At 50.1% G+C, this 22,355-nt stretch carries 21 protein-coding genes and 1 pseudogene; 10 read left to right on the top strand and 12 right to left on the bottom strand.

What is annotated here, in order from left to right:
- The first annotated feature begins 356 nt into the window (after positions 1 to 356).
- The 8 genes and pseudogenes from NGM66_RS12655 (at position 357) to NGM66_RS12620 (ending at position 9,243) form a co-directional block, all read left to right on the top strand.
- Positions 357 to 1,106, top strand: coding sequence for a WxL domain-containing protein (locus tag NGM66_RS12655; protein WP_208907526.1), 750 nt, complete (start codon positions 357 to 359; stop codon positions 1,104 to 1,106).
- Between the two features lie 120 nt (positions 1,107 to 1,226).
- The gene (locus NGM66_RS12650; RefSeq protein ID WP_208907527.1) at positions 1,227 to 2,291 is read left to right on the top strand and encodes a WxLIP family cell surface protein; all 1,065 of its coding nucleotides are present in this window, start codon (positions 1,227 to 1,229) and stop codon (positions 2,289 to 2,291) included.
- A gap of 26 nt (positions 2,292 to 2,317) precedes the next feature.
- On the top strand, positions 2,318 to 2,785 hold the full coding sequence (locus NGM66_RS12645) for a hypothetical protein (protein ID WP_258115767.1): 468 nt from the start codon (positions 2,318 to 2,320) through the stop codon (positions 2,783 to 2,785).
- A gap of 6 nt (positions 2,786 to 2,791) precedes the next feature.
- On the top strand, positions 2,792 to 4,450 hold the full coding sequence (locus NGM66_RS12640) for an Ig-like domain-containing protein (protein ID WP_208907529.1): 1,659 nt from the start codon (positions 2,792 to 2,794) through the stop codon (positions 4,448 to 4,450).
- 633 nt (positions 4,451 to 5,083) lie between these two features.
- A complete protein-coding gene (locus NGM66_RS12635) occupies positions 5,084 to 5,902 on the top strand; it encodes a WxL domain-containing protein (RefSeq protein WP_208907530.1) in 819 nt (272 codons plus the stop codon).
- 120 nt (positions 5,903 to 6,022) lie between these two features.
- Positions 6,023 to 7,092 (top strand): annotated as a pseudogene (locus NGM66_RS12630) (WxLIP family cell surface protein).
- A 27-nt stretch (positions 7,093 to 7,119) separates the two neighbouring features.
- Complete coding sequence (locus tag NGM66_RS12625; RefSeq protein WP_258115766.1) at positions 7,120 to 7,554, top strand: LPXTG cell wall anchor domain-containing protein; 435 nt, start codon at positions 7,120 to 7,122, stop codon at positions 7,552 to 7,554.
- 6 nt (positions 7,555 to 7,560) lie between these two features.
- Entirely contained in the window at positions 7,561 to 9,243 is a 1,683-nt protein-coding gene (locus NGM66_RS12620) for a hypothetical protein (RefSeq protein WP_258115765.1), read from the top strand.
- Positions 9,244 to 9,384: 141 nt separating this feature from the next.
- Here NGM66_RS12620 and NGM66_RS12615 read toward each other — a convergent pair whose 3' ends face one another.
- On the bottom strand, positions 9,385 to 9,543 hold the full coding sequence (locus NGM66_RS12615; RefSeq protein ID WP_258115764.1) for a hypothetical protein: 159 nt from the start codon (positions 9,541 to 9,543) through the stop codon (positions 9,385 to 9,387).
- On the bottom strand, positions 9,543 to 10,097 hold the full coding sequence (locus NGM66_RS12610; protein WP_258115763.1) for a hypothetical protein: 555 nt from the start codon (positions 10,095 to 10,097) through the stop codon (positions 9,543 to 9,545). The genes NGM66_RS12615 and NGM66_RS12610 overlap by 1 nt, the downstream gene beginning before the upstream one ends.
- 98 nt (positions 10,098 to 10,195) lie before the next feature.
- On the opposite strand from NGM66_RS12610, the gene NGM66_RS12605 reads away from it, so the two are divergent.
- Positions 10,196 to 10,840, top strand: a complete 645-nt coding sequence (locus NGM66_RS12605; protein ID WP_258115762.1) for a Crp/Fnr family transcriptional regulator — start codon at positions 10,196 to 10,198, stop codon at positions 10,838 to 10,840.
- Positions 10,841 to 10,908: 68 nt separating this feature from the next.
- Here the strand turns inward: NGM66_RS12605 and NGM66_RS12600 are convergent, their stop codons facing one another.
- The 6 genes from NGM66_RS12600 to NGM66_RS12575 form a co-directional block, all read right to left on the bottom strand.
- Positions 10,909 to 11,406 carry a hypothetical protein gene (locus NGM66_RS12600; protein WP_258115761.1) on the bottom strand — a complete coding sequence of 166 codons (498 nt, stop codon included), beginning with the start codon at positions 11,404 to 11,406 and terminating at the stop codon, positions 10,909 to 10,911.
- Positions 11,407 to 11,544: 138 nt separating this feature from the next.
- Positions 11,545 to 12,888 carry a hypothetical protein gene (locus NGM66_RS12595; protein WP_258115760.1) on the bottom strand — a complete coding sequence of 448 codons (1,344 nt, stop codon included), beginning with the start codon at positions 12,886 to 12,888 and terminating at the stop codon, positions 11,545 to 11,547.
- 248 nt (positions 12,889 to 13,136) lie between these two features.
- Entirely contained in the window at positions 13,137 to 13,799 is a 663-nt protein-coding gene (locus NGM66_RS12590; protein ID WP_308707690.1) for an ABC transporter permease, read from the bottom strand.
- Positions 13,799 to 14,731 carry an osmoprotectant ABC transporter substrate-binding protein gene (locus NGM66_RS12585; protein ID WP_258115759.1) on the bottom strand — a complete coding sequence of 311 codons (933 nt, stop codon included), beginning with the start codon at positions 14,729 to 14,731 and terminating at the stop codon, positions 13,799 to 13,801. The genes NGM66_RS12590 and NGM66_RS12585 overlap by 1 nt, the downstream gene beginning before the upstream one ends.
- 10 nt (positions 14,732 to 14,741) lie before the next feature.
- Entirely contained in the window at positions 14,742 to 15,368 is a 627-nt protein-coding gene (locus NGM66_RS12580; RefSeq protein ID WP_258115758.1) for an ABC transporter permease, read from the bottom strand.
- The gene (locus NGM66_RS12575) at positions 15,365 to 16,573 is read right to left on the bottom strand and encodes a betaine/proline/choline family ABC transporter ATP-binding protein (protein ID WP_258115757.1); all 1,209 of its coding nucleotides are present in this window, start codon (positions 16,571 to 16,573) and stop codon (positions 15,365 to 15,367) included. Before NGM66_RS12575 ends, NGM66_RS12580 begins: the two co-directional genes overlap by 4 nt.
- Positions 16,574 to 17,031: 458 nt before the next feature.
- Between NGM66_RS12575 and NGM66_RS12570 the strand changes: the two genes are divergently transcribed.
- Positions 17,032 to 17,511 carry a Rossmann-fold NAD(P)-binding domain-containing protein gene (locus NGM66_RS12570; protein ID WP_258115756.1) on the top strand — a complete coding sequence of 160 codons (480 nt, stop codon included), beginning with the start codon at positions 17,032 to 17,034 and terminating at the stop codon, positions 17,509 to 17,511.
- 543 nt (positions 17,512 to 18,054) lie between these two features.
- On the opposite strand, the gene NGM66_RS12565 is transcribed toward NGM66_RS12570, so the two are convergent.
- The 4 genes from NGM66_RS12565 to NGM66_RS12550 form a co-directional block, all read right to left on the bottom strand.
- The gene (locus NGM66_RS12565) at positions 18,055 to 19,284 is read right to left on the bottom strand and encodes an MFS transporter (protein ID WP_258115755.1); all 1,230 of its coding nucleotides are present in this window, start codon (positions 19,282 to 19,284) and stop codon (positions 18,055 to 18,057) included.
- A 446-nt stretch (positions 19,285 to 19,730) separates the two neighbouring features.
- Positions 19,731 to 20,684 (bottom strand): Dyp-type peroxidase, encoded by a 954-nt coding sequence (locus NGM66_RS12560; protein WP_258115754.1) that lies wholly within the window; start codon positions 20,682 to 20,684, stop codon positions 19,731 to 19,733.
- Between the two features lie 403 nt (positions 20,685 to 21,087).
- The gene (locus NGM66_RS12555; protein WP_258115753.1) at positions 21,088 to 21,774 is read right to left on the bottom strand and encodes a hypothetical protein; all 687 of its coding nucleotides are present in this window, start codon (positions 21,772 to 21,774) and stop codon (positions 21,088 to 21,090) included.
- 88 nt (positions 21,775 to 21,862) lie between these two features.
- On the bottom strand, positions 21,863 to 22,294 hold the full coding sequence (locus NGM66_RS12550) for a hypothetical protein (RefSeq protein WP_208907531.1): 432 nt from the start codon (positions 22,292 to 22,294) through the stop codon (positions 21,863 to 21,865).
- Between the last annotated feature and the right edge of the window lie 61 nt (positions 22,295 to 22,355).

The following is a 22,355-nucleotide window of genomic DNA, read 5'->3' as shown; positions in this document are numbered from 1 at the left end:
CTTTTGAAACAACCGCCTAAAACTGCATGAAAGCGGGCGTTATATAAAAAGATTGGGGTATCAATCACCCATATTATGTGCCCTGTTTGTTGATATAATAAGCTTACTAACGATTTAGTAATTAGGACGCCAATTTCACGTTTTGTCCGGTAGTAATATTTACAACCCCACCTATTGGCCCTATACTAACGTTGTTACATACTTAAAGAAGCGTAACAACCATTAATGGCCGTTGCAATTCTTGAAGTAATCTAAATGGATTAGGTGCTTGGCGTCGGGAACCAAGTAGTTTAGATCACGAGGTATTGTTTGTCACAGTGTTTTGGGAAGTACAAATCAAAGGAGTGCATTACATCATGATGAAGAAGACAGTAAGCAGTATCTTATTAGCCAGTGCATTATTGTTGGGGACGGTTGCACCTGTTGCGGCGAATGCGGCCACGGTTACTGGCACGTCAGGGAGTACGAAGACCCAAGCGGCCTTCACGGCACCAGATTCAGTGACAACCCCAGTTGATCCTAATAATCCAGACACATCTTCTACTGGTGATAATGGGGGGAACGGTGCTACGACAAGCGAGGGCGGATTAACGTTCTTATACGTGACAGACTCGATTGACTTTGGTTCTGCCAAAGCCGTCACGACTAAGACCCAATCATTGGATGTTGACACGATCAGTACCGGGAGTTTTACGGCCGACAAGACGATCAATTCTAACTTTGTAACTGAACTTTCTGACACCCGTGGGAGTAACGCAGGCTGGCACGTTACCGTTTCTAGCAGCCCAATGGTCAATGCCAAGGATACGGATGCGAACACGAACACATTGAAGGGAGCCACGGTTGATTTTGATGGCCCAACAACGATCAAGAATTCTGCGAGTGCGGACGGCATTTCAGCCAATACCGTGAGTGTGCCAACTGAAACGGGTGCTGCGCAAACCATCTACCAAGCGGCCGCTGACAATGGTGCTGGGCAAACGTCATTCCAACTGGCCCCAACGAATATCAAGTTGAATAATATCGGTCCTAACACGAACACAGGGACTTACAACGGTAGTCTGACTTGGACCTTGGATGATGCGCCAGTTGAACCAGCTAAATAAATTCTTCGTTGCGATTAAAAGGTGTCCATTGGGTTGAGATGAGCGCCTTTTTCGCCTACATATGCTATATCACTTGATATAACAAACAAAAGTCTAACTAGGGTAAGGCAGGGGTTTAGAATGCAAGGATTAAAGAAGATACAACTCATCGTCGTCGGTTTGTTCAGTGTGCTAGTGGGGATGGCATTACCGGTGATGGGTCACGCCGCGACGGTGACCAATGATATTGGGTATAGCGTGAAAGCGGTGATTCCCAAGAACCAAATTGACAAGAAACAGTCGTTCTTTGAGCTCCGTATGAAGCCAGGCCAGACGCAAACTCTGCGGGCCAGACTGTATAACGTGACCGACCAAGAGATCAAAGTGAAGTCAGCGATTCATACGGCTTGGACTAATTCTGTCGGCACGATTGACTATACCAATCAACCGCAACGATTCGATTCTTCATTGCAGTACAAGATGAGCAATATCACCAAAGTCCAAGGGGCTAAGACCGTGACGCTACCAGCTAGAGGCAGCAAGGTCGTGACGGCAAACGTCCAAATGCCGCAAGACAACGCATTTAATGGCATTATCTTAGGCGGCTGGTATTTTGAACGATTGAATACCAAGGTCACCAGTAATGTGAAGGGTGCCAACAATATTCGTAATAAGTATGCCTATGTCGTGGGCATGGAATACGTCATGGGTAAGGTCCCGGCTGGCGACTTGAAGCTCGGCAAAGTTGGTGCGGGCATCAGTAACTACCACCGTGGGGTCATCGCTGACCTGCGGAATCCAACCGCAACCATCGTGCCCAATCTGAAGATGAATACGACGATCACGAACCGAGATGGCGGTCAAGTCGTCAAACAGGTCAAGCAAGACAATGTCCAGATGGCGCCGAACACGACCTTTAGCTATCCGATGCTGTACGGCAAGACGGCGCTGAAGGCGGGCTACTACCACCTGCACATGGTCGTGAAAAACAAGGACCGGACCTGGGTCTTTGATCGCAACTTTACGATTACCCAGGCGCAGGCGAAGAAGTACAATGCGGACTCAGTAGATAATCCCAGCATGAACATTTGGCTACTGATTGGTTTAGGGGCGCTGGGCATGTTGATCCTGATTTTACTGATTCTATTAATTATCTACCTGATTCGGCGTCGTCGAAATGATGCGGATGAGGATACGACGAACTAGTCTCCACGGAAAGGAGGACGTTGGTCATGAAGAAAGCTATCGTGCGTTTGATTCTGGGACTTGCACTAGTGATTGGTGTTGGCGTGGGAACGCCAGCGCTCGCCAGCACTGTGGCGGGAACCAGCGGGACCACGAAGACCAGTGTGACGATCATTGGTAATCCAACTGCTAGCCGGCTGGCGTCTGGTACTGGTGCAGATGAGGCGAGCAAAAATGTTCCCGATGGCAAGCAGCCGACGACTAAGGCCAAAAGCCAAAGCCAAGGACAGGCAGACCAAGTGAGTGGCAACCAGCCAGCCAAGAAAAAGTCAGCGCCGGGTGCCGTGGTGACCATGGTCAAGGCGGGGTCGGCGGACCTGATTGCGGGCCGGTTGCCTCAGACCAGTGAGTCACGCGTCTTCTTGATGAGTGTCTTCGGCTTATTACTGCTAATCGTCTTGATTTTATCAACAATTGTCTATCACCAAGCGCGGCTACTGAAGGAGAGGGAGTGAGCCGAGATGAAGTTGAAGAAAATTTTGCGACAGCTTGGCTTATTGCTGGTCGCTGTCGGGCTGGGGATTATGGTGACGACCAATCTCGCACAGGCCGCTGGTAGCAATCCGATTGGCGTGGATGCGGATGCGACGCTGTTATCAGGGAATACGTTTAATACGTCAAGAGATGCAGCTAGTACTGCTCCTGGTAATACGGGGAGTGGTTACGCTGGCATGCAATATTATCCGGAACAGCCCAATGGGGTTTATGCTAACGGGGTATCTAACGGCAGAGTTACCAATAAAACAACGAAATTTTTTGTTAAATTTACGCAGTCGGAAAGTGGAGCCATGACGCTAAAAGATACGATGCACTACTACTTTGTAAAAGTCTATCCAGATATTACGAATGAACTGGGAAATTCAGTGGTTACCAATTCGCTAACCGGTTGGGGACTAGCTTCTGGCAGTCGGCCGACAAGTGTTAAGAGTTACCCCAGTGGGTGGACAGAGCTAGATGTTGATATGAGTGGTCTGGGCAATACATTTTCATTGCCTTTATACCTGGGCTTCTCATATGAGTATGCAGGTAGTGAAACGGGTACAGAAAAGTATTACACCATCACGCTTGATAGTGATTCTAGTGTCACTAAGGATTGGCAGGACGTCACGATCGATGGTAACGGGACGGTGGCTTCCAGCGCAACCCAAGTGACCGGGACAGCTGAACCGGGCTTGACGGTGGCACTGGCGGGCGCGGATGGCTCGCACACGGCGACGGTTGGCACGGACGGCAAGTATACGATCGACCTGGGAACGCAAACCCTAAAGGATTTGAACGCTGCCAGTACCATCAAAGTTACTGAGTACAACGAATATGGTGATACCAAATCCGCTACGGCTGACGTCGTTGACACGGTGCCACTGACCATTTCACCAGCGACGGCCAGTTTGACGATTGATCCGGACGACTGGGCGGCTCATGTGGCAGGAAAATCCGCGACGGACATTGCGGCCTGGCTGGCCGACCAAACGAAGTTGCAGGTTACCAAGCAGGGTGATACCACGCCGCTGACACAAGCCGATGACGGCTTAGCCTTTTCGACGACCGATGACCTGACGACCTTGGTAGCTGGCGGCACGCAGACAATCAATCTGAATGCAACTGACAGCAATGGGGACAAGAGCGCCACACCGGCCGCTATCTCCGTGACGCGGGGGTTGGGGACGCTGCAATTTGGCAACCTGACCGATCTGGTCTTCGGGGCTGGCGCGACGCTGGCCGTGCCAGCGCAGTCCACGTTGTTTGCCCCCGGAGCCTACCAGATCAATATCTCAGACTCGCGGGAGACAGGTTCGCCTTGGTACCTGAGCGCGAAAGCCTCGACGATGACTGATGAGAGTGGACGCACGCTGAGTGGCAACGTGGTCTACGAAGATGGCCAGGGCACCGAGACCAAGCTGGATGCGGGTAATGCGGTACCCGTGGCGTCCGGCAAGCGGTCTGGCGATTCGACTGACGTGGCAAAAGGCTGGGTGCAAGACGGCAATGCCTACACGGGTAGTGAGCCCGCGGGCATTTACCTCGATGCAAAGCCCAACATTTACACGGGAAGCACGACCAACGTGTATTCTGGGACCATCACGTGGTACCTGAATGATGTGCCGGGAAACAATGATTAACTGATAAGGGGAGCTGTGACTGTGGTCATGGTTCCTTTTTGTTGTGCCTTGCTTCTGAGAGGGCAGGTCCATGGCATTATTTTTGGGTTCTGGTGGCCAATTTATTTTTGCGCTTTTTTAGAGACGAGTCTTAGATTGGTAGATTGCTGAAGCAACGAAAAATAAGAAAAGTATCCAACCTTTAGCTAGATTGATTTCATTGAAAAATGCTTACTCGAAGTGAGTAGAAAACCAATGGGGATATACGATTGAGGCCCTATTATGTCTCTGAAAAGATGTCCACATTTGCCTAGATGTCGCGTTAGAGTAAACCAAATTAGGTATAAACTGAAATTTTTAAAATGACTATAAAGCCCGGAATGCCGGTAAATAAAGCGTTTCTATCGATTGATTAATTAATTTTATTTTTTTGTCAAAATAATTGTTTACAGCCCAACATTTATGCCTTATAATAACTTTGTTACATACTTTAAGAAACGTAACAACCTTCTAGGGGGAGTTGCAGTTCTCGAAGTGGCCTAAATGATTGAGGTGCTTATCCACATGCGAGATAAGCCATTCAGGGCCACACAAGTATTGTCTGTCACAGTGTTTTGGGAATCCATAATATAATCAAAAGGGAGCGCGTTATTTATGAAGAAGACAGTAAGCAGTATCTTATTAGCAAGTGCATTATTACTAGGGAGCATTGCACCAGTTGCCGCAAACGCCGCAACGGTTGCCGGAACTTCTGGTTCTACCAAGACGTCCGCAACTTTCGAAGCGCCAGACCCTGTCACGACACCTGTAGATCCTGACAATCCAGGTACGAAATCTACCGGTGAAACTACAGATAATGGTTCGACCTCCACTCCTGAAGCGACAAAAGGTGGATTGACGTTCTTATACGTTACTAATGCAATCAATTTTGGTTCAGCAAAGTCCGTCACTACTGGAACACAAGATTTAGTTGGAACCAAAGATTCTATCACGCCAGAGAACTTTTCAGGAACGGCTGACAACACCAACTTCGTCACTGAAATTTCTGATACTCGTGGGAGTAATGCTGGTTGGTATGTTTCTGTTGGAAGTACTCCAATGGTCAATCAAGATGATAATACTACGGTTCTGAAGGGCGCCACGGTAGACTTTAATGGCGCGGGTGCAGCAACCAAGATTACCAACTCAGGAACTCTTACTGATAAAACCACTGGTGATGTTGTCAATGATGGTACCACTGGTATTGCCGCAAATACAGTTAGTGTACCAACTGAAAAAACAGCTAACGGCGCAGATGCTGCATCTCAAATTATCTACCAAGCATCAGCCGACAACGGTGCCGGCCAAACTGCTTTCCAGCTTGACCCTACGAAGATCTCATTAGCTAATGTTGGTGCCAACACTAAGACTGGTACTTACGCAGGTACCTTGAACTGGACCTTAAGCGACACGCCTGTCACACCAGCCAAATAATTGATCCAATTGCGAGTGAAGGTGTCCATTAGTAAAGATGAGCACCTTTTTCGCTTACATATGTAGTATCATGAGATTGATACTACAAGAGTCTAACTAGGGTAAGACAGAGGTGTAAGTATGTCAGTATTTAAGAAGTTTCAGCTCATGATGCTCGCGGTTTTGGGAATCATGATGGGTGTTGCCGGAATTGGAAGTGTCAACGCCAATGCGGCAGCGGCAGTCAACAATAATATCGGTTACAGTGTGCAAGCGCAGATTCCTAAGAACCAAATCGACAAAAAGAATTCGTTCTTTGAATTAAGAATGAAGGCGGGACAGACCCAGACGTTAAAGACCAGGGTCTACAACGTCACGAACCAAGAGATTAAGGTTAAGACGGCGATTCATACCGCATGGACCAATTCGGGGGGCACGATTGATTACGTTAACCCGGCGAAGAAGTTCGATGCAGTTTGAAATACAAGATCAGTGACTTGAGTAAGATTCAAGGCAAACAAACTATTACGATTCCAGCCAAGGGGAGTAAAGTGGTGAGCGCGAAGGTAACCATGCCTGACACGACTTTCAACGGGATTCTCTTAGGTGGCTGGTACTTTGAGCGGGTTAACACCAAAGTGACAAGTAATGTTAAGGGTGCCAATAACATTCGTAGTAAGTATTCTTATGTGGTTGGTATGGAATACGTCATGGGAAAGGTTCCCAGTGGTGACTTGAAATTGGGTAAAGTCGGCGCGGGAATCAGTAACTATCACCGTGGCGTTGTCGCAGATTTGCGGAACCCAACGGCGACCATCGTGCCTAACCTTAAGATGAATACCACCATTACCAATCGGGACGGCGGCAAAGTCGTTAAGCACCTCAAGCGTGAGAACGTTCAGATGGCGCCGAACACGACGTTCAGTTATCCCATGCTCTACGGTAAGACGCCGTTGGAAGCAGGTCACTATCACCTACACATGGTGGTGAAGAATACGGATCGCACCTGGGTGTTTGACCGTGACTTCACAATTACCAAGGCACAGGCCAGCAAGTACAATGCGGATTCCGTGGACAATCCAGGGATTAACATCTGGCTGTTAATTGGCTTGGGTGCCCTGGGCATGTTGATTCTGATCTTATTGATTCTGTTGATCATCTACTTGATTCGTCGCCGTCGTCGGGATGATGAGGAAGATGCAGAGAAGTAAACCCACTTTTGAAGGGAGGGCGTTGGTATGAAAAAGCTTATCATGTGGTTCGTTTTAACCTTGACGCTGACTATAGGGGTTGGTATGGGAACACCAGCGCTCGCCAAAACAGTTGTGGGGACCAGTGGAACGACGCAAACCAGCGTGTATATCATTGGTAATCCGGAGGCTCAGACCAGAACGTCAGGGGCAGCGGCGGATCTACCTGCTGGACCGATTAAGAAGAAAAGCGCTGGCGATACACAAACTGCTGGAGATAATAACGGTAAGAAGAAGTCCACGCCAGCGAATTTAGCAACGGTAGTCAAAGCCGGTTCAGCAGATTTGATTGCTGGTCGCTTACCACAAACGAGTGAGTCGCGAATGTTTCTGATGAGTGTGTTCGGCCTATTACTGTTAATCGTTGCCATTTTGTCCATGATTGTTTACCACCAAGCACGGTTGCTAAAAGGAAGGGAGTGAGCCAAGATGAAGTTGAAAAAAGTTCTTCTACAGATTGGCTTGCTGCTGGCTTTTGTGGGTGTTGGCGTAGTTGAGGGACAGCTTACAGCTTCTGCGAATCCCAGCGGTGTTCCTTCTGATGCGACGTTGTTATCAGGGAACACCTTTGTAAAAGATGCTAACACTGCTCCAGGAAATAAAGGGAGTAGTTTTGCTACAGTGAAAAATTATCCAGACCAGCCCGACGGTGTTTATGCTAATGGCGTAGATAATGGAAGAATTACCAATAAAACAACGAAGTTTTTTGTTAAGTTTACGTCGGGTAATGATGCTCTGATGTTCAAAAATCAGGGCGATTACTTTGTAAAGGTCTATCCGGACATTACTGATCAGACGGGGAACTCACTGGTTACCAATTCAGTAGCCGGTTGGGGATTGGCCTATGGCGATAAGCCAACAAGTGTTAGGAGTTACCCAAGTGGGTGGACAGAGCTGGATGTTGATTTGAGTGGTTTAGGTAGTACACTGTCATTACCTTTATACCTTGGCTTTTCGTATGACTATGATGGTATTGATTCTCCTGGTACGGCAGAGTATTATACTATTAAGCTTGTTGGGGATTCCAGTGTAACTGATAATTGGCAAAAAGTTACAATCGATGGCAACGGGACAGTCTCTTCCACTGCAACTAAAGTGACAGGAACGGCTGAACCGGGCTTGAAGGTAGCTCTATCTGGAGTGGATGGTTCGCTCACAGCAGATGTTGGTCTAGATGGAAAGTATACGTTTGACTTGGGAACACATTCTCTAAAAGATTTAAATGCTGCCAGTTCAATCAAAGTTACTGAGTACAATAATTTTGGTGATTCTAAGTCAGCGACTGCGGACGTTAAAGACTCAGTACCATTAACAACCACCGCTGCCAGTTCTTCTGTTGCGGTTGATCCTGATACCCTATCTGGTAACATCACGGGTAAGTCGGACGCTGAGATTCTTGCTTGGCTATCCGGCCAATCCGCAGCAGGGTTAACGACTACGAAAGAGGGGTCGACTACGGCACTGACTGATGCAGATGGATTAACCTATACGGCTGATGCTACCGATTTGGCCAGCAAGATTGCCACGGCCACGGCTGCAAATCCATTGACCATCAACGTCAGTGCTAGCGATAGCGCTGGTGACAAGACGACTGCCACGACGCCAATCAAGATTTATACAACGGATGGTACTTTTAAATTTAATTCGTTGAGTGATTTTGCATTTGGCACATTGCCAGTTCCAGCACAGGAAACGTTATTTGCGCCGACCAATACGCCATCCATCTTGATTGACGATACGCAGACGGTTGGTAAGGATTGGTATGTGACCGCCAACGCCACCAAGATGACTGATTCAGCCAGCAATGAGCTGAATGGCGATATGGTCTATGTGGATGCTGATGGTGCCAAACACAATCTGACGAATACTACGACACTGGTTGGTCAGGGGCAACGTGAGTCTGGTAAGACGACGGCAGAAGTCGCTGATGGCTGGGCTAATGCGGGCGCTACTGTGGCGGCTAGCAAGTTTACTGACGGCGTAGCGACTGGTGTGACCAAAGGGATCTATCTGGACGCCCATCCCAACATCTATACCGGTGGGGTGGCTGATGGAAATGCGTACACGGGTGCCATCAACTGGACGCTGACGAACTCTGTTAGCGGTAGTTAGGCAATTAAACAATCGTTCAAAGACACTCTCACGAAATTTGTGCTGAGTGTTTTTTGCACAATGGACTTGGTCATTGGCTGACGGTACCTTATAACCGAAAAAATCCCCAGCAACCGCACGCGGCACCGGGGATCACCCAACTTAAGATTTTGATTTCGGCAGTAGCTGGCGGGCTGCACCTAGCAGCATCCCCACCGCCATGCCCCACATCGCGAGCATATCTTGGTGGCACACGACCAGCAAGAAGACCGCCGCGTAGTACACGGTGGCTACGATTGCGGTGAGCTTACCCGACCGCATCAGAGTGCCACGATCTTACCGACCGCAATTGGCAAGGTGACGTGCGTGGAGTAGTGGCCCACCGCGCCTGCGACCGTGTCTGGTAAGGTGACATCGTCCGTCACACCGTGGATATAGATGACCCGCTTGTCGAGTGCCAGCTCGCTGTCGTTGAAGGTTTCCTTGAAGTTCTTGTCCAAGACGGCTAGCGGCACGACCTTGGTGTAGGCGAAGTAGCCGTTGGCGTCTGACACGGGGTATTCGTCGTTGGGGATGTCCATCTCATGTGGGGCGTCGTTGAACGGCACCATTGTGGTCCCAGAGACCGCCCCCGTTTCTGGGAGGTCAACGAAGCCGTCGTGGTTCACGTCCTGAGCGCTGGTTGCGATGGCAGCGTCCTTGCCGTCTGGAAAGCCGTGGAAATGTTCCCAGTGTTGTAAGTTGGCTGGGGTGTCAAACATTTCGATGTTGATCGTCAGACTGTCACCGTTGATGGTAAACAGCGCGGTACCATGAGCCGCAGTCCCAATCACCTGTTCATTGAGTGGCACGATGTTTGCTTGATAGATTTTCATTTAAAATGACCTCCTCGAATTGATGGGTTTAGTATATAATGGATTCAGCAAAAATAAATTGATAATTATCAAGAAAACGGTAAAAGGAGCGAAAAAATATGACCCATTCGCCATTTAAATGTGTTCAGGGCGCGCCCATTTTCCAGGGCCTAGACGATGCAGCCATCGCGGAACTGGTCAAGATCTCCGTGCACCAGCAGGCATTCAAGAAGGGCACCGTTCTGTATGACCCCACGACGCAGTTAGACCGGATGATGATCGTGGATTCTGGCCGGGTCAAGGTGTACCAACTGAATGAAAACGGCAAGGAGAAGGTCCTGTACATGCTGCGCAGCGGGTCCATCGACAGTGAGGCCGCGCTTTTTTCTAAGCGGCAGCATTTCAACTACGCCGAGGCAGTCGAGGATACCAAGATCTGTTCAATCGGCCGTGATGACTTCCAAGCCCTGTTGCGGCGGGAACCCGAGGTGGCCTTTAATCTGCTGAATATCCTGGGCGACCGGCTGACCGAGTTGGAGGCCGTCAGCGCGTTGACGGGCAATCTGAAGTCCAAGAACCGCGTATTGGCGTACCTTCAACAGATTGGCCAAGCCCAACAGACCAATACCTTTGAGCTGCCCGTGAAAAAGAAGGAGCTCGCCAGTTTTCTAGGCATCACGCCAGAAACGTTGAGCCGCCAGTTAAGCCAGCTGACCAGTGACGGCTTGCTGGAGATTGCTGGGAAACGGGTGACGTTGTTGTAGGCTAGGGCACATGAAACGGGCCATCAGATGAGGTGGCCCGTTTCAGTGTGCTGGCAGCATTTAATGGGCTAACGTTTTGCTTGCTGAAGGGCGTAGATGATTAGAAATCCTGTGAGGATAAGCGGGGCCAGGGCGATACCAAACAGATCGTTTGTTTTGCGGATCAGCCAATCGTAGTGGCCGAACTCTGGGGATTTGTCAATTCGTCTGGTCAGAATAGGAATGCCACCGACGTACGGATAGTAGATTTTCTCTTTGGTTTGTAGCGCGTCTTCGAATTTGAAAGATGCGTTGCGAAAGTGATTCTTGATTAGCTTTTCACCCGTGATGCAGGTGATTGGAAATAGGAAAAGTAAATTGCCTAGTAGGTACCAGGAGACATTGTCCCAGACGAAGATAAATTCGCTGCCAATCCAACGACAGTTCAAGAGAATGAGCGGAATGAAGGTTGTCAGCCCAAGGATATAAGCCAAGCCATAGTTCAGCGGCCGCTTGAAGTCGGCATTGAGGCGATAGGACCTGAGCTTTTTCACGCAAAACGCTTCCTTGCGGTAAAAATTTCCCATGAATTGCGGTGGGATGCTCAGACTATAAGTCTTTGCCGCTTCCCAGCTAGCTAAAACATATTAATTAGTTTGTTCAGTGTATCTAACTGTTTTTAAGATTGCTGTGTAACCAGTTTTTTAGTAAAAAAGGGCCAGCCGTCACCGACCAACCCGAGGCTCATGCAAAATATTACCCAGTGAGATGCCCAACGAAGCCAAGACCAATGGCCAGCTCAGCGACAGGGTGTACAACCAGAAGTGGCCGGCATCACTGGGTTTGAAGAAGGACAAAATGGACAGGTGGGCGGCCTCGCTGACGGCTACCAGCAGGCCGAACATCACCAGCTGGCACAACAAGCCGCCATACGTGGAGAAGCGGTATTTATGAATAATTGCCGTATCGTGGTCAATGTCCGGGGACCCGTACAACGTGGCGTTGATGGTCGGGTTATCGTAGCCGATGTACAACGTAATCAGCAGAACTCCCAGCAGGTACGTGTATTTCCACGGAATCAACAGCAATACATGCCCCGCCAGCAAACTCACCTGGCTGAGCCGTAGCGCCCGAGTAGCGTCCCCGTGGGCCAACTTACCAAAGATGGGGTAGCCGCCCTCAAATCCCACCAGATACAGCGCAAAGACCGCGTACATGCCGGCACTGCCAAAGTAAAAGTAGGCGAAGAAACTGTTGAACAGCAGCACCAGACTCATCAAGAAACCCCGATTCAACAGACGCACCTTATAGTTGGGTAAGACGTGGCGGTCGTTGTACAGCTCAATGGCGAAGATGACCAGTGCGCCCAGGATAATCGTCAGCAGGAGCCAGCTCGGCAGATTCAGCGTCGTCTTCCGCAACGTTGTCAGTAAGGCAATCGCCGCAAAGCCCAGCAGAGACAGCGCCCAGCGCCATCCTTGATGAAGGCCGTGGGGATGGATCGCCTGTTTGCGGTAAAAGTCATTGGTGAAGTTGTCCAGCAAGAGGCCACCAGGCAACGCCGCCAGGTACAGGGCTGCCAGCACACAGAAGGTCAGGGTGTACGACCAACCAGCGGCCAGGTCCACGCCCAGCATGACGCCCAGGCCCAAGAAGATGACCCAGTACAGCCGTTTCATTTTAAAATTCGTGACTTGGCTCAGGTGGAGCTTAACGGTCAAAAAGTACGGCCAGATGGTCGCGGCACTGTAGCCCCAGAGCAGGCTGGCCACAATCAACCAGCCCACCGCCGCAGTCAGCGCAAAGATAAGGCTACCCACGGCGCCCAGGACCAGGCAGGCGATGAGGTACGTCGTCGAGCGCAGGTTGAGGCGTTTGGTGTAAAAGATGCTGGCCGCCCGGGAAATGTAGAAGGCCACCAGGGCAATCAGGTACGTCTCGCTTTGGGTCTGTTGGTACTTCAACAACATTAAAATGTAAGGTAGCATCAAGCCAATGTTGGCTAAAAAGTTAAGGGTGCCGATGGAAAAGTCGATGCCCATTTGGCGTAAACGGTCCACCCCAATCATCTCCTTGTGAAGGTTGCCCGATGATCATCAGGCGTTTAGATGTTACATAGTATACCATTGATTCTGCTGAATCATCAGGGCCGTGACCAAAAAAGCAAGAGTGGGCCAAGAGGCGGTTGCCTTTTGGCCCAGGTTTCAACACCGGATATTCGGAGACACAAAGGGCCTGAGACCTTTGTCCCAGACCCGCTGAATTGTGATCTGTAGCTTGAAAATTGATTTAACGGACTGAACTTCGGTAACGGTGATTACCGCTCCGAAGAGGTCTTCGGCGTCAGCCGTTTTTCAATAAAGGACAAGATCAAATCGGTGATGATGGCCATCAACGCGGTTGGCAGCGCCCCGGCGAGGATGATAGCCCCGCCGTCCGTGGCGTTGGTTCCCCGCACGATGATGTCACCCAGGCCACCGGAGCCGATGAACGACCCGATGACGGTGATCCCAATTCCAATCACGAGGGCGTTTCGAATCCCGGCGATGATGACGGACAAGGAGAGGGGAATCCGAATCGTTTTCATGATTTGAAAGCGGGTCATCCCCATGCCCTTCCCAGCGTCTAGCACGTCGGCGTCCACGCTCAGCATGCCGGTGTAGGTGTTCTTGATGATCGGTAACAGGGAGTACAAGAAGACGGTCACGATGACCGTGGTCTGCCCCAAGCCCAGGCCCAGCATCAGAATCGACAGCATGGCCAGTGACGGAATCGTTTGGATCACGTTGGCAATGCCAATGATGACGGGGGAGAGCCGCCGGTATTGGGAAATCCAAATGCCCAGCGGAATCCCAACAATGGCGCCCAACAAGACCCCGTAGATGGAGACCAGGAATGTTTGGTTGAACTGACTCAGGACGTACATCCCGTTATGACTAAAGTAATAAACGAGCTGGTTGAACAGGTCCATGTCTTTCATTACTGGTTCCCCCTTTCAAAGTAGTGGTGCTTCTTCAAGAAATTGTTGGCGACCGTCTGTGGTTCTTCCAGTTGGTCATCGACTTGGTAATTCAGTTCCTGCATGGTCCGCAGAGAAATCTTCCCTACCAAACGGTTCAAGACGCCCCGGAGTTCGGGGTGTTTCTTCAAGATGGCGTTCGTGGCGACCGCGCTCCCATCATACGGTGGGAAGAAGTTCTTGTCGTCTTTTAGTAATTTCAAATGGTAACTGGCGACCCGGCCGTCGGTGGAGTACCCCAAAATGGCATCCATCTTGTCGGCGGACAAGGCGTCATACAACAGCCCCGTTTGCATCGGTAAGACAGTCCCAAAGCTGTAGCCGTAAGTCTTTTGGAAGGCCGGATAGCCGTCGCCTTGACGGTTTTGCCAGATCTGGTCGATACCGACCTTCATGTTCGGTGCCAGCTTCTTCAAGTCACTCACCGTCTTGAGGTGGTGCTTCTTGGCGAAGGCGGGTTTGACCATCCACGCGTACGTGTCCGCGAAGCCGTAAGACTTGAAGTACGTCATCTGGTAGCGTTTCTGGAAGTCATTGACGACGATCTTATTGACCTTGGCGGGATCCCGTTGGAATTTTTCATTTAAAATCGTGGTGAGGTCGGTCCCGGTGAACCGGATGGATGAGATGTCCGCCTGGTTGTTCTTCAGGGCGTTGAAGCTGACGTTACCGGACCCCAAGTTGTTGATGATGGTGGTCTGTAAGTTTGTATAGTGACCAATCATACCAGCGATGACGTAAGCCATGATTTGTTGTTCAGTCGTGTTCTGTGATGCGATGCGTACGGTGTTGTTGCCCGACCCGGCCAGTCCCGGTAGTGCACACCCACCCAAAGGCAGGAGCACGACCGCGACCAAGAAGCCGGCGAGCCATTTACGTAACTTTTTGAGCATTGCGGGCCTCCTATCGTAATTGTCGTGGCGTGACGGCCGTTTCCAATTTCCCTAACAAATAGTCGACGATCAACGCCAACAAGATGACGGGAATGGAGCCGCCTAAGATCAGGTCGGAACGGTACAGGTTCAGCCCGTTGAAGATGAAATCCCCCAGGCCACCAGCGCCGATGTAAGACGCCAACGTAGCCCACGCAATCACGTAGGTCGCGGATAGGCGAATGCCGGCCATGATGACGGGCGCCGCTAGCGGAATCTCGGCTTGAATCATCATTTGCCACCAGGTCATCCCCATCCCCTTGGCCGCATCGCGCACGGTGGGGGAGACGCCTTGCATCCCGAGATACGTGTTACGCAGGATGGGTAGCAGGGAGTAAATGAACAGCGCCACGATGGCGGGCGTGGAGCCAATCCCAAAGATTGGAATCATGATGGCTAACAGGGCCATGGCCGGGATCGTTTGTAGCACACCGGCGAGGGTGATCACGAAGTTCGCCCCGTGCTTCATCCGCGTCAGCAAGATGCCCAGCGGTACGGCCACAATCACGCCGAGCGCTAAGGCCGCCGCCGAGATGTACAGGTGTTGGCCGGTCTTACTGATCAGTTGTGTTCCGTAAGTCGCTAGAAAATGCATCATTGTGGCGTTTCGCCCCCTTCATCGTGGGTCGCTGCGGCATGGATGTCCGCGTTGATCGGTGAGGCTGGCTCTTCGTCAGCTTCCGGTGCGCCCCGCAAGGCATCGTAGACGATGTCGACTAAGGCCGTCCGGGTAACGATACCGACCAAATGCTTATCTTTATCGACGACGGGCACGTTCTTGACCCCTTGTTTCAAGATGCGGTCAACGGTGTCCCCAATCAACGAATCGGCCTTCACGAAGAAGACTTTTTGGTTGGTGAAGTCGTGGACAGTGGTGTGGGCGTCCGTGATCCGGTTGATGTCTTCCAAGTCAACGTAACCTTGGAGCGTCCCGTCCGTGTCGGTGACCAGCAACGTATCCACTCGCCGGTCATGCATCAGGTCAATGGCGTCATCGACCGTCTTGTCCGGTGTGATGGACACGGGGTTCTTTAACATGATCTGACTGACGGACAGGATGTTTGGTTGCGCGCGAATTAAGCGTTCCTCCCCAATCAGGTTCGTTACGAACTCGTTGGCGGGGTGCCGCAAGATGTTTTCGGGCGTGTCGACTTGGACCTGCTTGCCTTGGCTCATGATGACGACCTTGGTGGCCAAGTGCAGCGCTTCGTCCATGTCATGGGTCACGAAGATGAAGGTCTTACCCAGGTCTTCTTGCAAATGCTTGACCAGATCCTGAAGCGATTCACGGGTGATTGGGTCTAAGGCCCCAAAGGGTTCGTCCATTAAAATGATCTCTTGGTCAGCGGCTAAGGCCCGTACGACTCCGATCCGTTGTTGTTGCCCACCGGAGAGTTCGCCAGGGTAGCGGTTGAGCATCTCATCTGGCAATTGCGCCAGTTCGATCATCTTGTGGGCTTGTTCAGCCCGCTTTTCCTTAGACCAGCCAAGGAGCTTCGGCACGATTTCGATGTTTTCTTGAATCGTCATGTGGGGCATCAACCCAATATTTTGAATGACGTAGCCGATGGAGCGCCGGAGCTTGACCGGGTCCATTTTAGAAATATCTTTATCGTTGATCTTGATGGTGCCGGATGTTTGCTTTAACATGCGGTTAATCATCCGCATGGTCGTGGTCTTTCCCGAACCGGAAGTCCCGATAAACGCAATAAATTCGCCGCGACCGACTTGTAGATTGAAGTCGTCAACGGCCACTTTACCATTGGGATATTCCTTACGTAGATGTTCCATTGAAAGTAGCATAGATTAGCCTCCTGTTATAAGTGATGTTACAAAGCCGCGGCAGTGTCGTCGCGAGAATAAAAATAACGATCGGTGTGCCGGGAGCACACGTTGAGATGGGCAGCCTGGAGACCGGTCGTATGTGATTTTAATTTGGCAGTTACTCCTATTGTACACGAAAGCGTGGGGTTTACCAAAAGATAACGATTCCTTCTGTTGATAATCATCTAGTATAAACGAGTTCGACTGCTGACGATATGCCCGGCACGCTAGGAATCCATAGGTATTTCGTTACGGTAACATAGCTAAATGAGTTTTTAATAAGTAATTTCTTATTCATTTACACAGAAAACGTTGTCGATGGTGGATGGCCGTTGCCTGAGGCAGGGGTGAAATTTTCTGAAAAAAGGGGTTGCCTTCGACCTACTGGAACCCTTTATAATTTTGTTTATCATTAAAACCGAAAGGAAGTTACGACCTTGAAACGACTCTTACTCGTTGGTGCCATCGACAGCGCCAGCCAAACGCTGATTCACCAACTTAGCCAAGACCACCAGTTGGCCCTGACCGTCTACACTGCTAGCGCAGTGGATTTACCCGCTACGGTAACGGCGCTGACGGAAGAAACGCTGGATGAAGGCGGCTTGAGCGCAGCCATGCTGGACCAAGACTTGGTCGTGGCGCTGGTGCCCACGATTCATTTGGCCCAAACGGCGTTAACGCTGGCCACGGCGGTGCGCGCGACCGGCAATCCCCAGCTGATTATCAGCAAGACCGACGACATCGATGACCTGCCACTGGCAGAACGCCAAGCGCGGCAAACGTTGATGGGCGCCGGCGTGGCTTTTGACCTGGTAGAAGGCCTTGGTAGCGTCAGCGGCTTATTGGGCATCCAACCCACCAGTGCACCGGTTTTTGGGCCGGATGAAGTGGGCCCACTGGAACGGTTCGCCGGTTAGAAAATGGCCCCGTTACTGATACTAACGAAATCCAGCGGCGATTTGTCACCGGTGATTGGGTGGGTTTAAGAAAGTCTTAGAAGTTGGTTGCGGCAACAGAGTCGATGCTGGCCGCCTTACCGTTCGCTAGCTATGCGTCGGAACGCGGTGGGCACCGGTCCGAGCCAAAGAGCGGTCTCGGACCTCAACTTGGAGCCGGCAACCCGCGTCTCCAAGTTGCCAGTTCCCTAAGTGGCATGAACCGCGCCACTAAGGGAACTCCCACGGCTGAACGCATAGCTAGCGAACTCACGGCTACGGTGGTGGATGTCAGCGACGATTAAGATATTTTCGCCAATTAATTCCCAGGGTGCTCACGTCATCATCGCCGGAAGCGGTCAATCTCATTGAAATTAGGCATACAGACGTGTAGCCACCAAGCGGTCAGGCGGCCAGCACAACCAATGTTACTGGCAAGCACCCATGAACCAAATCAAAACACCCACTAACTCGTCAATGACAGACCAGTTAGTGGGTGTTTTTACGTGTGTGTGTGCGGCCCAACTAGGCCGTTTTTACTCGAGCTTTACGAATCTCTGGGACTAACCACCAGATCAAGGCCAGGTTGATCAGCATCAGTAGCGCCGTTGAGAAGAAGACCGCGTTGTAGTTGAAGACCCCAGCAATCCAGCCGCCGAGTAGCGACCCCATCATGTTACCGATGGCCTGGAAGGACTGGTTCCAACTGAAGACGGTGGAAGTCAGCTCGACCGGAGAATTCTTGGTCAGCAACGTTTGAATCTCGGGGAACAGGGCCCCGTCGGAAATTCCGATCATGAAGCGCAGAATCCCGAGCATCCAGACGCTGGTGACGAATCCTTGCGGCAGGTACATTAGAAAGGCAAAGACGTACCCGAAAATCAGGACCTTACCAGAGCCGTGCTGATCCCCATAACGCCCGAGGCGCGGGGAAGCAAAGATATTTGAAATCCCTGGTAAAGCCGCGATAATCCCAGCGACCACGGTGATGGGACCGACATTGTGCATCAGTTCCTTGACGTACAGACTGATGATGGGAGAGATGGAAATGTTCCCGAACTGGACGATCAGCGTGGAAGACAACAGGACTAAAATCAGCTTGGGGTTGGGGAAGGCCGCCAAGGGGTTGTGGCTCTTGGGACCGTCGGCGTTCTTGGTGACCGGCTTGAATTTTTCTTCAACCAGCACCCAGCTCATGACGAACGTCAAGAACAGCAAGCCAGCCGTGATGAAAAAGGTCAGGCGAATCGAGAAGACTTGTGCCAAGACCCCACCGATGACGGGCCCCAGCAACATTCCGCTAGTCACCCCGGTCATCAGCGTACTCAGCGAGGCACCACTGTGTTTCCGTGGTGTCTGCGAAGCGACCAGCGCCTGGGCATTGGAAATGAATCCCGCGAAGACCCCTTGCAAAGCCCGCAACGCAACCAACTGCCAAACGCTGGTGGCAAATCCCATCAACGCCATGGCGGCCGCAGTCCCCAGTGAGGAGCGCAGCAGCATGAGTTTACGACCCTTACGATCGGCGACCATGCCCCACAGTGGCGAGGCAATCGCACTCACGAAGAAATCGGCCGCGTAGACCAGCCCACTATACATGGTGACCTGCGACTTGGTGTAGTCGCCCAAACTGCTAATATACAACGATAAAAATGGCATGATTTCACTAAAAGCCATGCCGGCAACAAACGTACAAAACCAGAGAACCCGTAAATTTCGGCGCCATGGCCCGGACTCTCTTTCAGCTTCGTCCAAAGTGGTTCAACTCCTTATGACATGAAATGATTGGTGAGATTACCTAAAATAACGCAAACCAATCGTGACTTATTCGTTATGCTAACCCCACTAAGATACGCCCTTAACCGCGGAAGGTCAACGTTAACGACTTAATTGTATGCGCTCGCAATGGTTTTAAATTAGGATTTTTCGCGTGATTATAAAATTTGTGTGACGACAAAACAGGCACCGCTACGAGTCAGCGATGTCTGTTTTAGGTGATAAATAAGTTGGATACAAGAATTGAAAATAAACTTAACGGATGGCTTCCTGAAATGACAATGTGCTGTCCGCCAAATATGGGTTCAGCCGTGGGGGTTCCCTTAGCGGCATGGTTCACGCCGGTTAGGGAACTTCCGCCCACCGCGTTCCGACCCATAGTTGGCGGACGGAAGGCGGCCAGTTCATACTGAGCAGCCACACAACTAGTCCTGCGGGAAGTAGTCGCCATCGGCAATCTTTTCGAGCAAGCGCCGAGAGGGGATGAAGAAGGCCGCGCCGGTGATTGGCGTACTGAAGTCCAGCAGCCGGTCGCTTTGGGTAAACATGTTGGTCAGCATGCGCTGGGTCACGGTAAAGTGGCGGGCGTAGCCGATGAAGTAGGTGCCCACGATGCCCTTGCCCGGTTCGGCAAAGGGCACGTTCATCCGTACGATTTTGTGTTCAACGCCGCCCTCGTTGTCTTGCGAGGCAATGTTGTGGGCGTTCGGCAGTTTCTCGTCGTCTTCGAGTTCTTGGTCGCTAAATTTGTGCCGCCCAATCGCCTTTTCTTGGCCGTCGGTTTTCAGCGATTTCCAGGCGTCCATGTTGTGCAGGTATTTCTGCGCAAAGGCGTAAGACCCGTTGATGAACTCGGGGTCCTCCTCGCCAATCAAGGCGTACTGGGTGGCGTCCGGTCCCGCAGGATTTTCCGTACCGTCGATAAAACCAATGATGGCACGTCCTTCAAAGTAGCGGAAGCCCTTCGTTTCATCGACAACGGTCGTCCAGTCGCGGAGAAATTCCCTGGCTTGGTCCATCACTTCGTAGACCACCGCGGTATCCTTGGCGCGCACGTGCATGAACAGGTCGCCAGGCGTGGCGGGCGCCGTGTATTTCGGCCCCTTGACCGCTTGAAAGTCGACGAGTTCCTTGGGCACGTTAGCCGTTGGGAAGAGCAGTTTCCAAGCGGTGGCACCAATCCCGAAGGCGACGCGCAAATTGGCTTCGGGTGAGCGAATGGCCATACTCCGCTCAATGGCGGCGAGGCGGTCGGCAAATTCGGCAAGAGCGGTGCGGTCCTGGTCGAGATGGTCGCGGTCAATGACGTAGGTGGTGAACATGATATTGTCGCCGGCGTCGCGGTAGACGTCCTGGGCATCAGCTGGATTGATTGGCATGATGAAGTCCTCCTCTATATGTTCAAGTGAAAACGTTATCAAAAATAGTATAGCACGGGGCTGATGAGAGGGGTACTGAAAACTGTTATCACATGATAATTTTCAGCAAATAAAAACGGCCGACTGTTAAGTTAGTTCCCAAAAGGAAGGAATGGAAACATATTTACCGTGGAATTTTACCAAGCCGTTAGCTGTAACAGTGAGACTTCCATAACCGCTTAGAGCATGGAAGAGATGGCCGGTCCTCAAAAATTGCGGACGGACCATCTTTTCATTTGTATTCCAATTCGGTCAGTTTAGGTGCTTACACAGATGCTAAGGGAAATCAAAGGTTACACAAGATTCCTCATCCTGAGCCCAGTTGCTAGTTAGGATGAGGGATCTTTGCAAATCTAAGGAGTTATCAATTATTATCGATGAAGTTTAGTGCGGTTTCCAGGTTTTTAGTATTCTGCAAATTGTTAAATGTGGTTCTACGCGCATCACTCTTGTTGTTATAGTATTTAAAGAAAATAGCGTTGTTAGAAGTGACTTTTGCATTTTTAATCACGATGTTGTACCTCTTCTTACCTAGCTTTTTCTCTAGGGTTGCCAGGTCGATGCTTGCCAAGTCATATTCCTTTTCTAACGAGAACTGACGAATCAGATTGTGCACGGTTTTGTAGGAAGAGTCCGTCTTTCGATAAAAATAAATAGGGAAATCTTTATACGGATTGAAAGACTTAGAATTAACTTGCTTCTCTACGCTAGTAGCACTTACCGAGAAGGGTGTTTCATAATAGCTTTTATAGTTTGGTGTTTGTGTGAATTGAAAAACACATCCGCCTAGGACAACTATTAAAAAGCCAAAATCAAGCCACGTTTTAGCGTCCAAATCTTTAGAGCGAAGATAAAACCAGATCAAATCACTTAAAATCAGGGCACCTACTAAAATCCATAAGATTAAAATATAATTCTTTAAGTAAGTGTCAGGCTGATCCACCCATATGTTCGATAGTTGATAATAATCAGTTATTTTGACATATAACAGCCCACCGGCAATGAGGCTCAGGATAATCGTCGCAATATTCAGTTTTTGTTGAGTCCTCATACTGGCATCTCCCTAATGTCCATAAATAATAAGAAATATAGAACTCTTCACGATCAGGATTGGTTACATATGGTAAATACCACGGCATCTAAAAATTTGTCGCAAATGCGGCCCAAAGGACAACAAGGAATGACCACAGCATCGTTCCAACAACTTTATAACCATTTCTACCTGAAATATGCTGGTGTCCAATTCGGAAAGTTATCATCCAAAATAGAAAGAAAAAAATAATGAAAGCATCAATCCATATAGCTGTCGCCATAAAGAAGTCTGCAAAAAAGATTATTGCTACACCAAATTTTTCCCAATCTGACAAATTCTTGTAGGAAAAGCTGGCATCACTGTCTATATCAACATTATCAGTCTTAGTGCTAGACTTTTTCCAGTCTCGAAAAATAACAATGCTAAGGGATATCGTACACCAACCTATACAAAGGCATGAAGCAAGCGCTGCATTTCTAGTCAGATGAAAATTACCAATTTTCCATTTTGATAAGAGAGTTATACCTGAATTATTCATACCTTTCAAAAAAGTCGTCAGTTTTCATGTTTTTCAAAAACTGACGGCTTTTGATCTTGCT

It is taken from the genome of Levilactobacillus yiduensis, from assembly GCF_024718525.1.
In the GTDB taxonomy this organism is placed as follows: domain Bacteria; phylum Bacillota; class Bacilli; order Lactobacillales; family Lactobacillaceae; genus Levilactobacillus; species Levilactobacillus yiduensis.
This window is presented reverse-complemented; position numbering and strand designations above follow the sequence as displayed.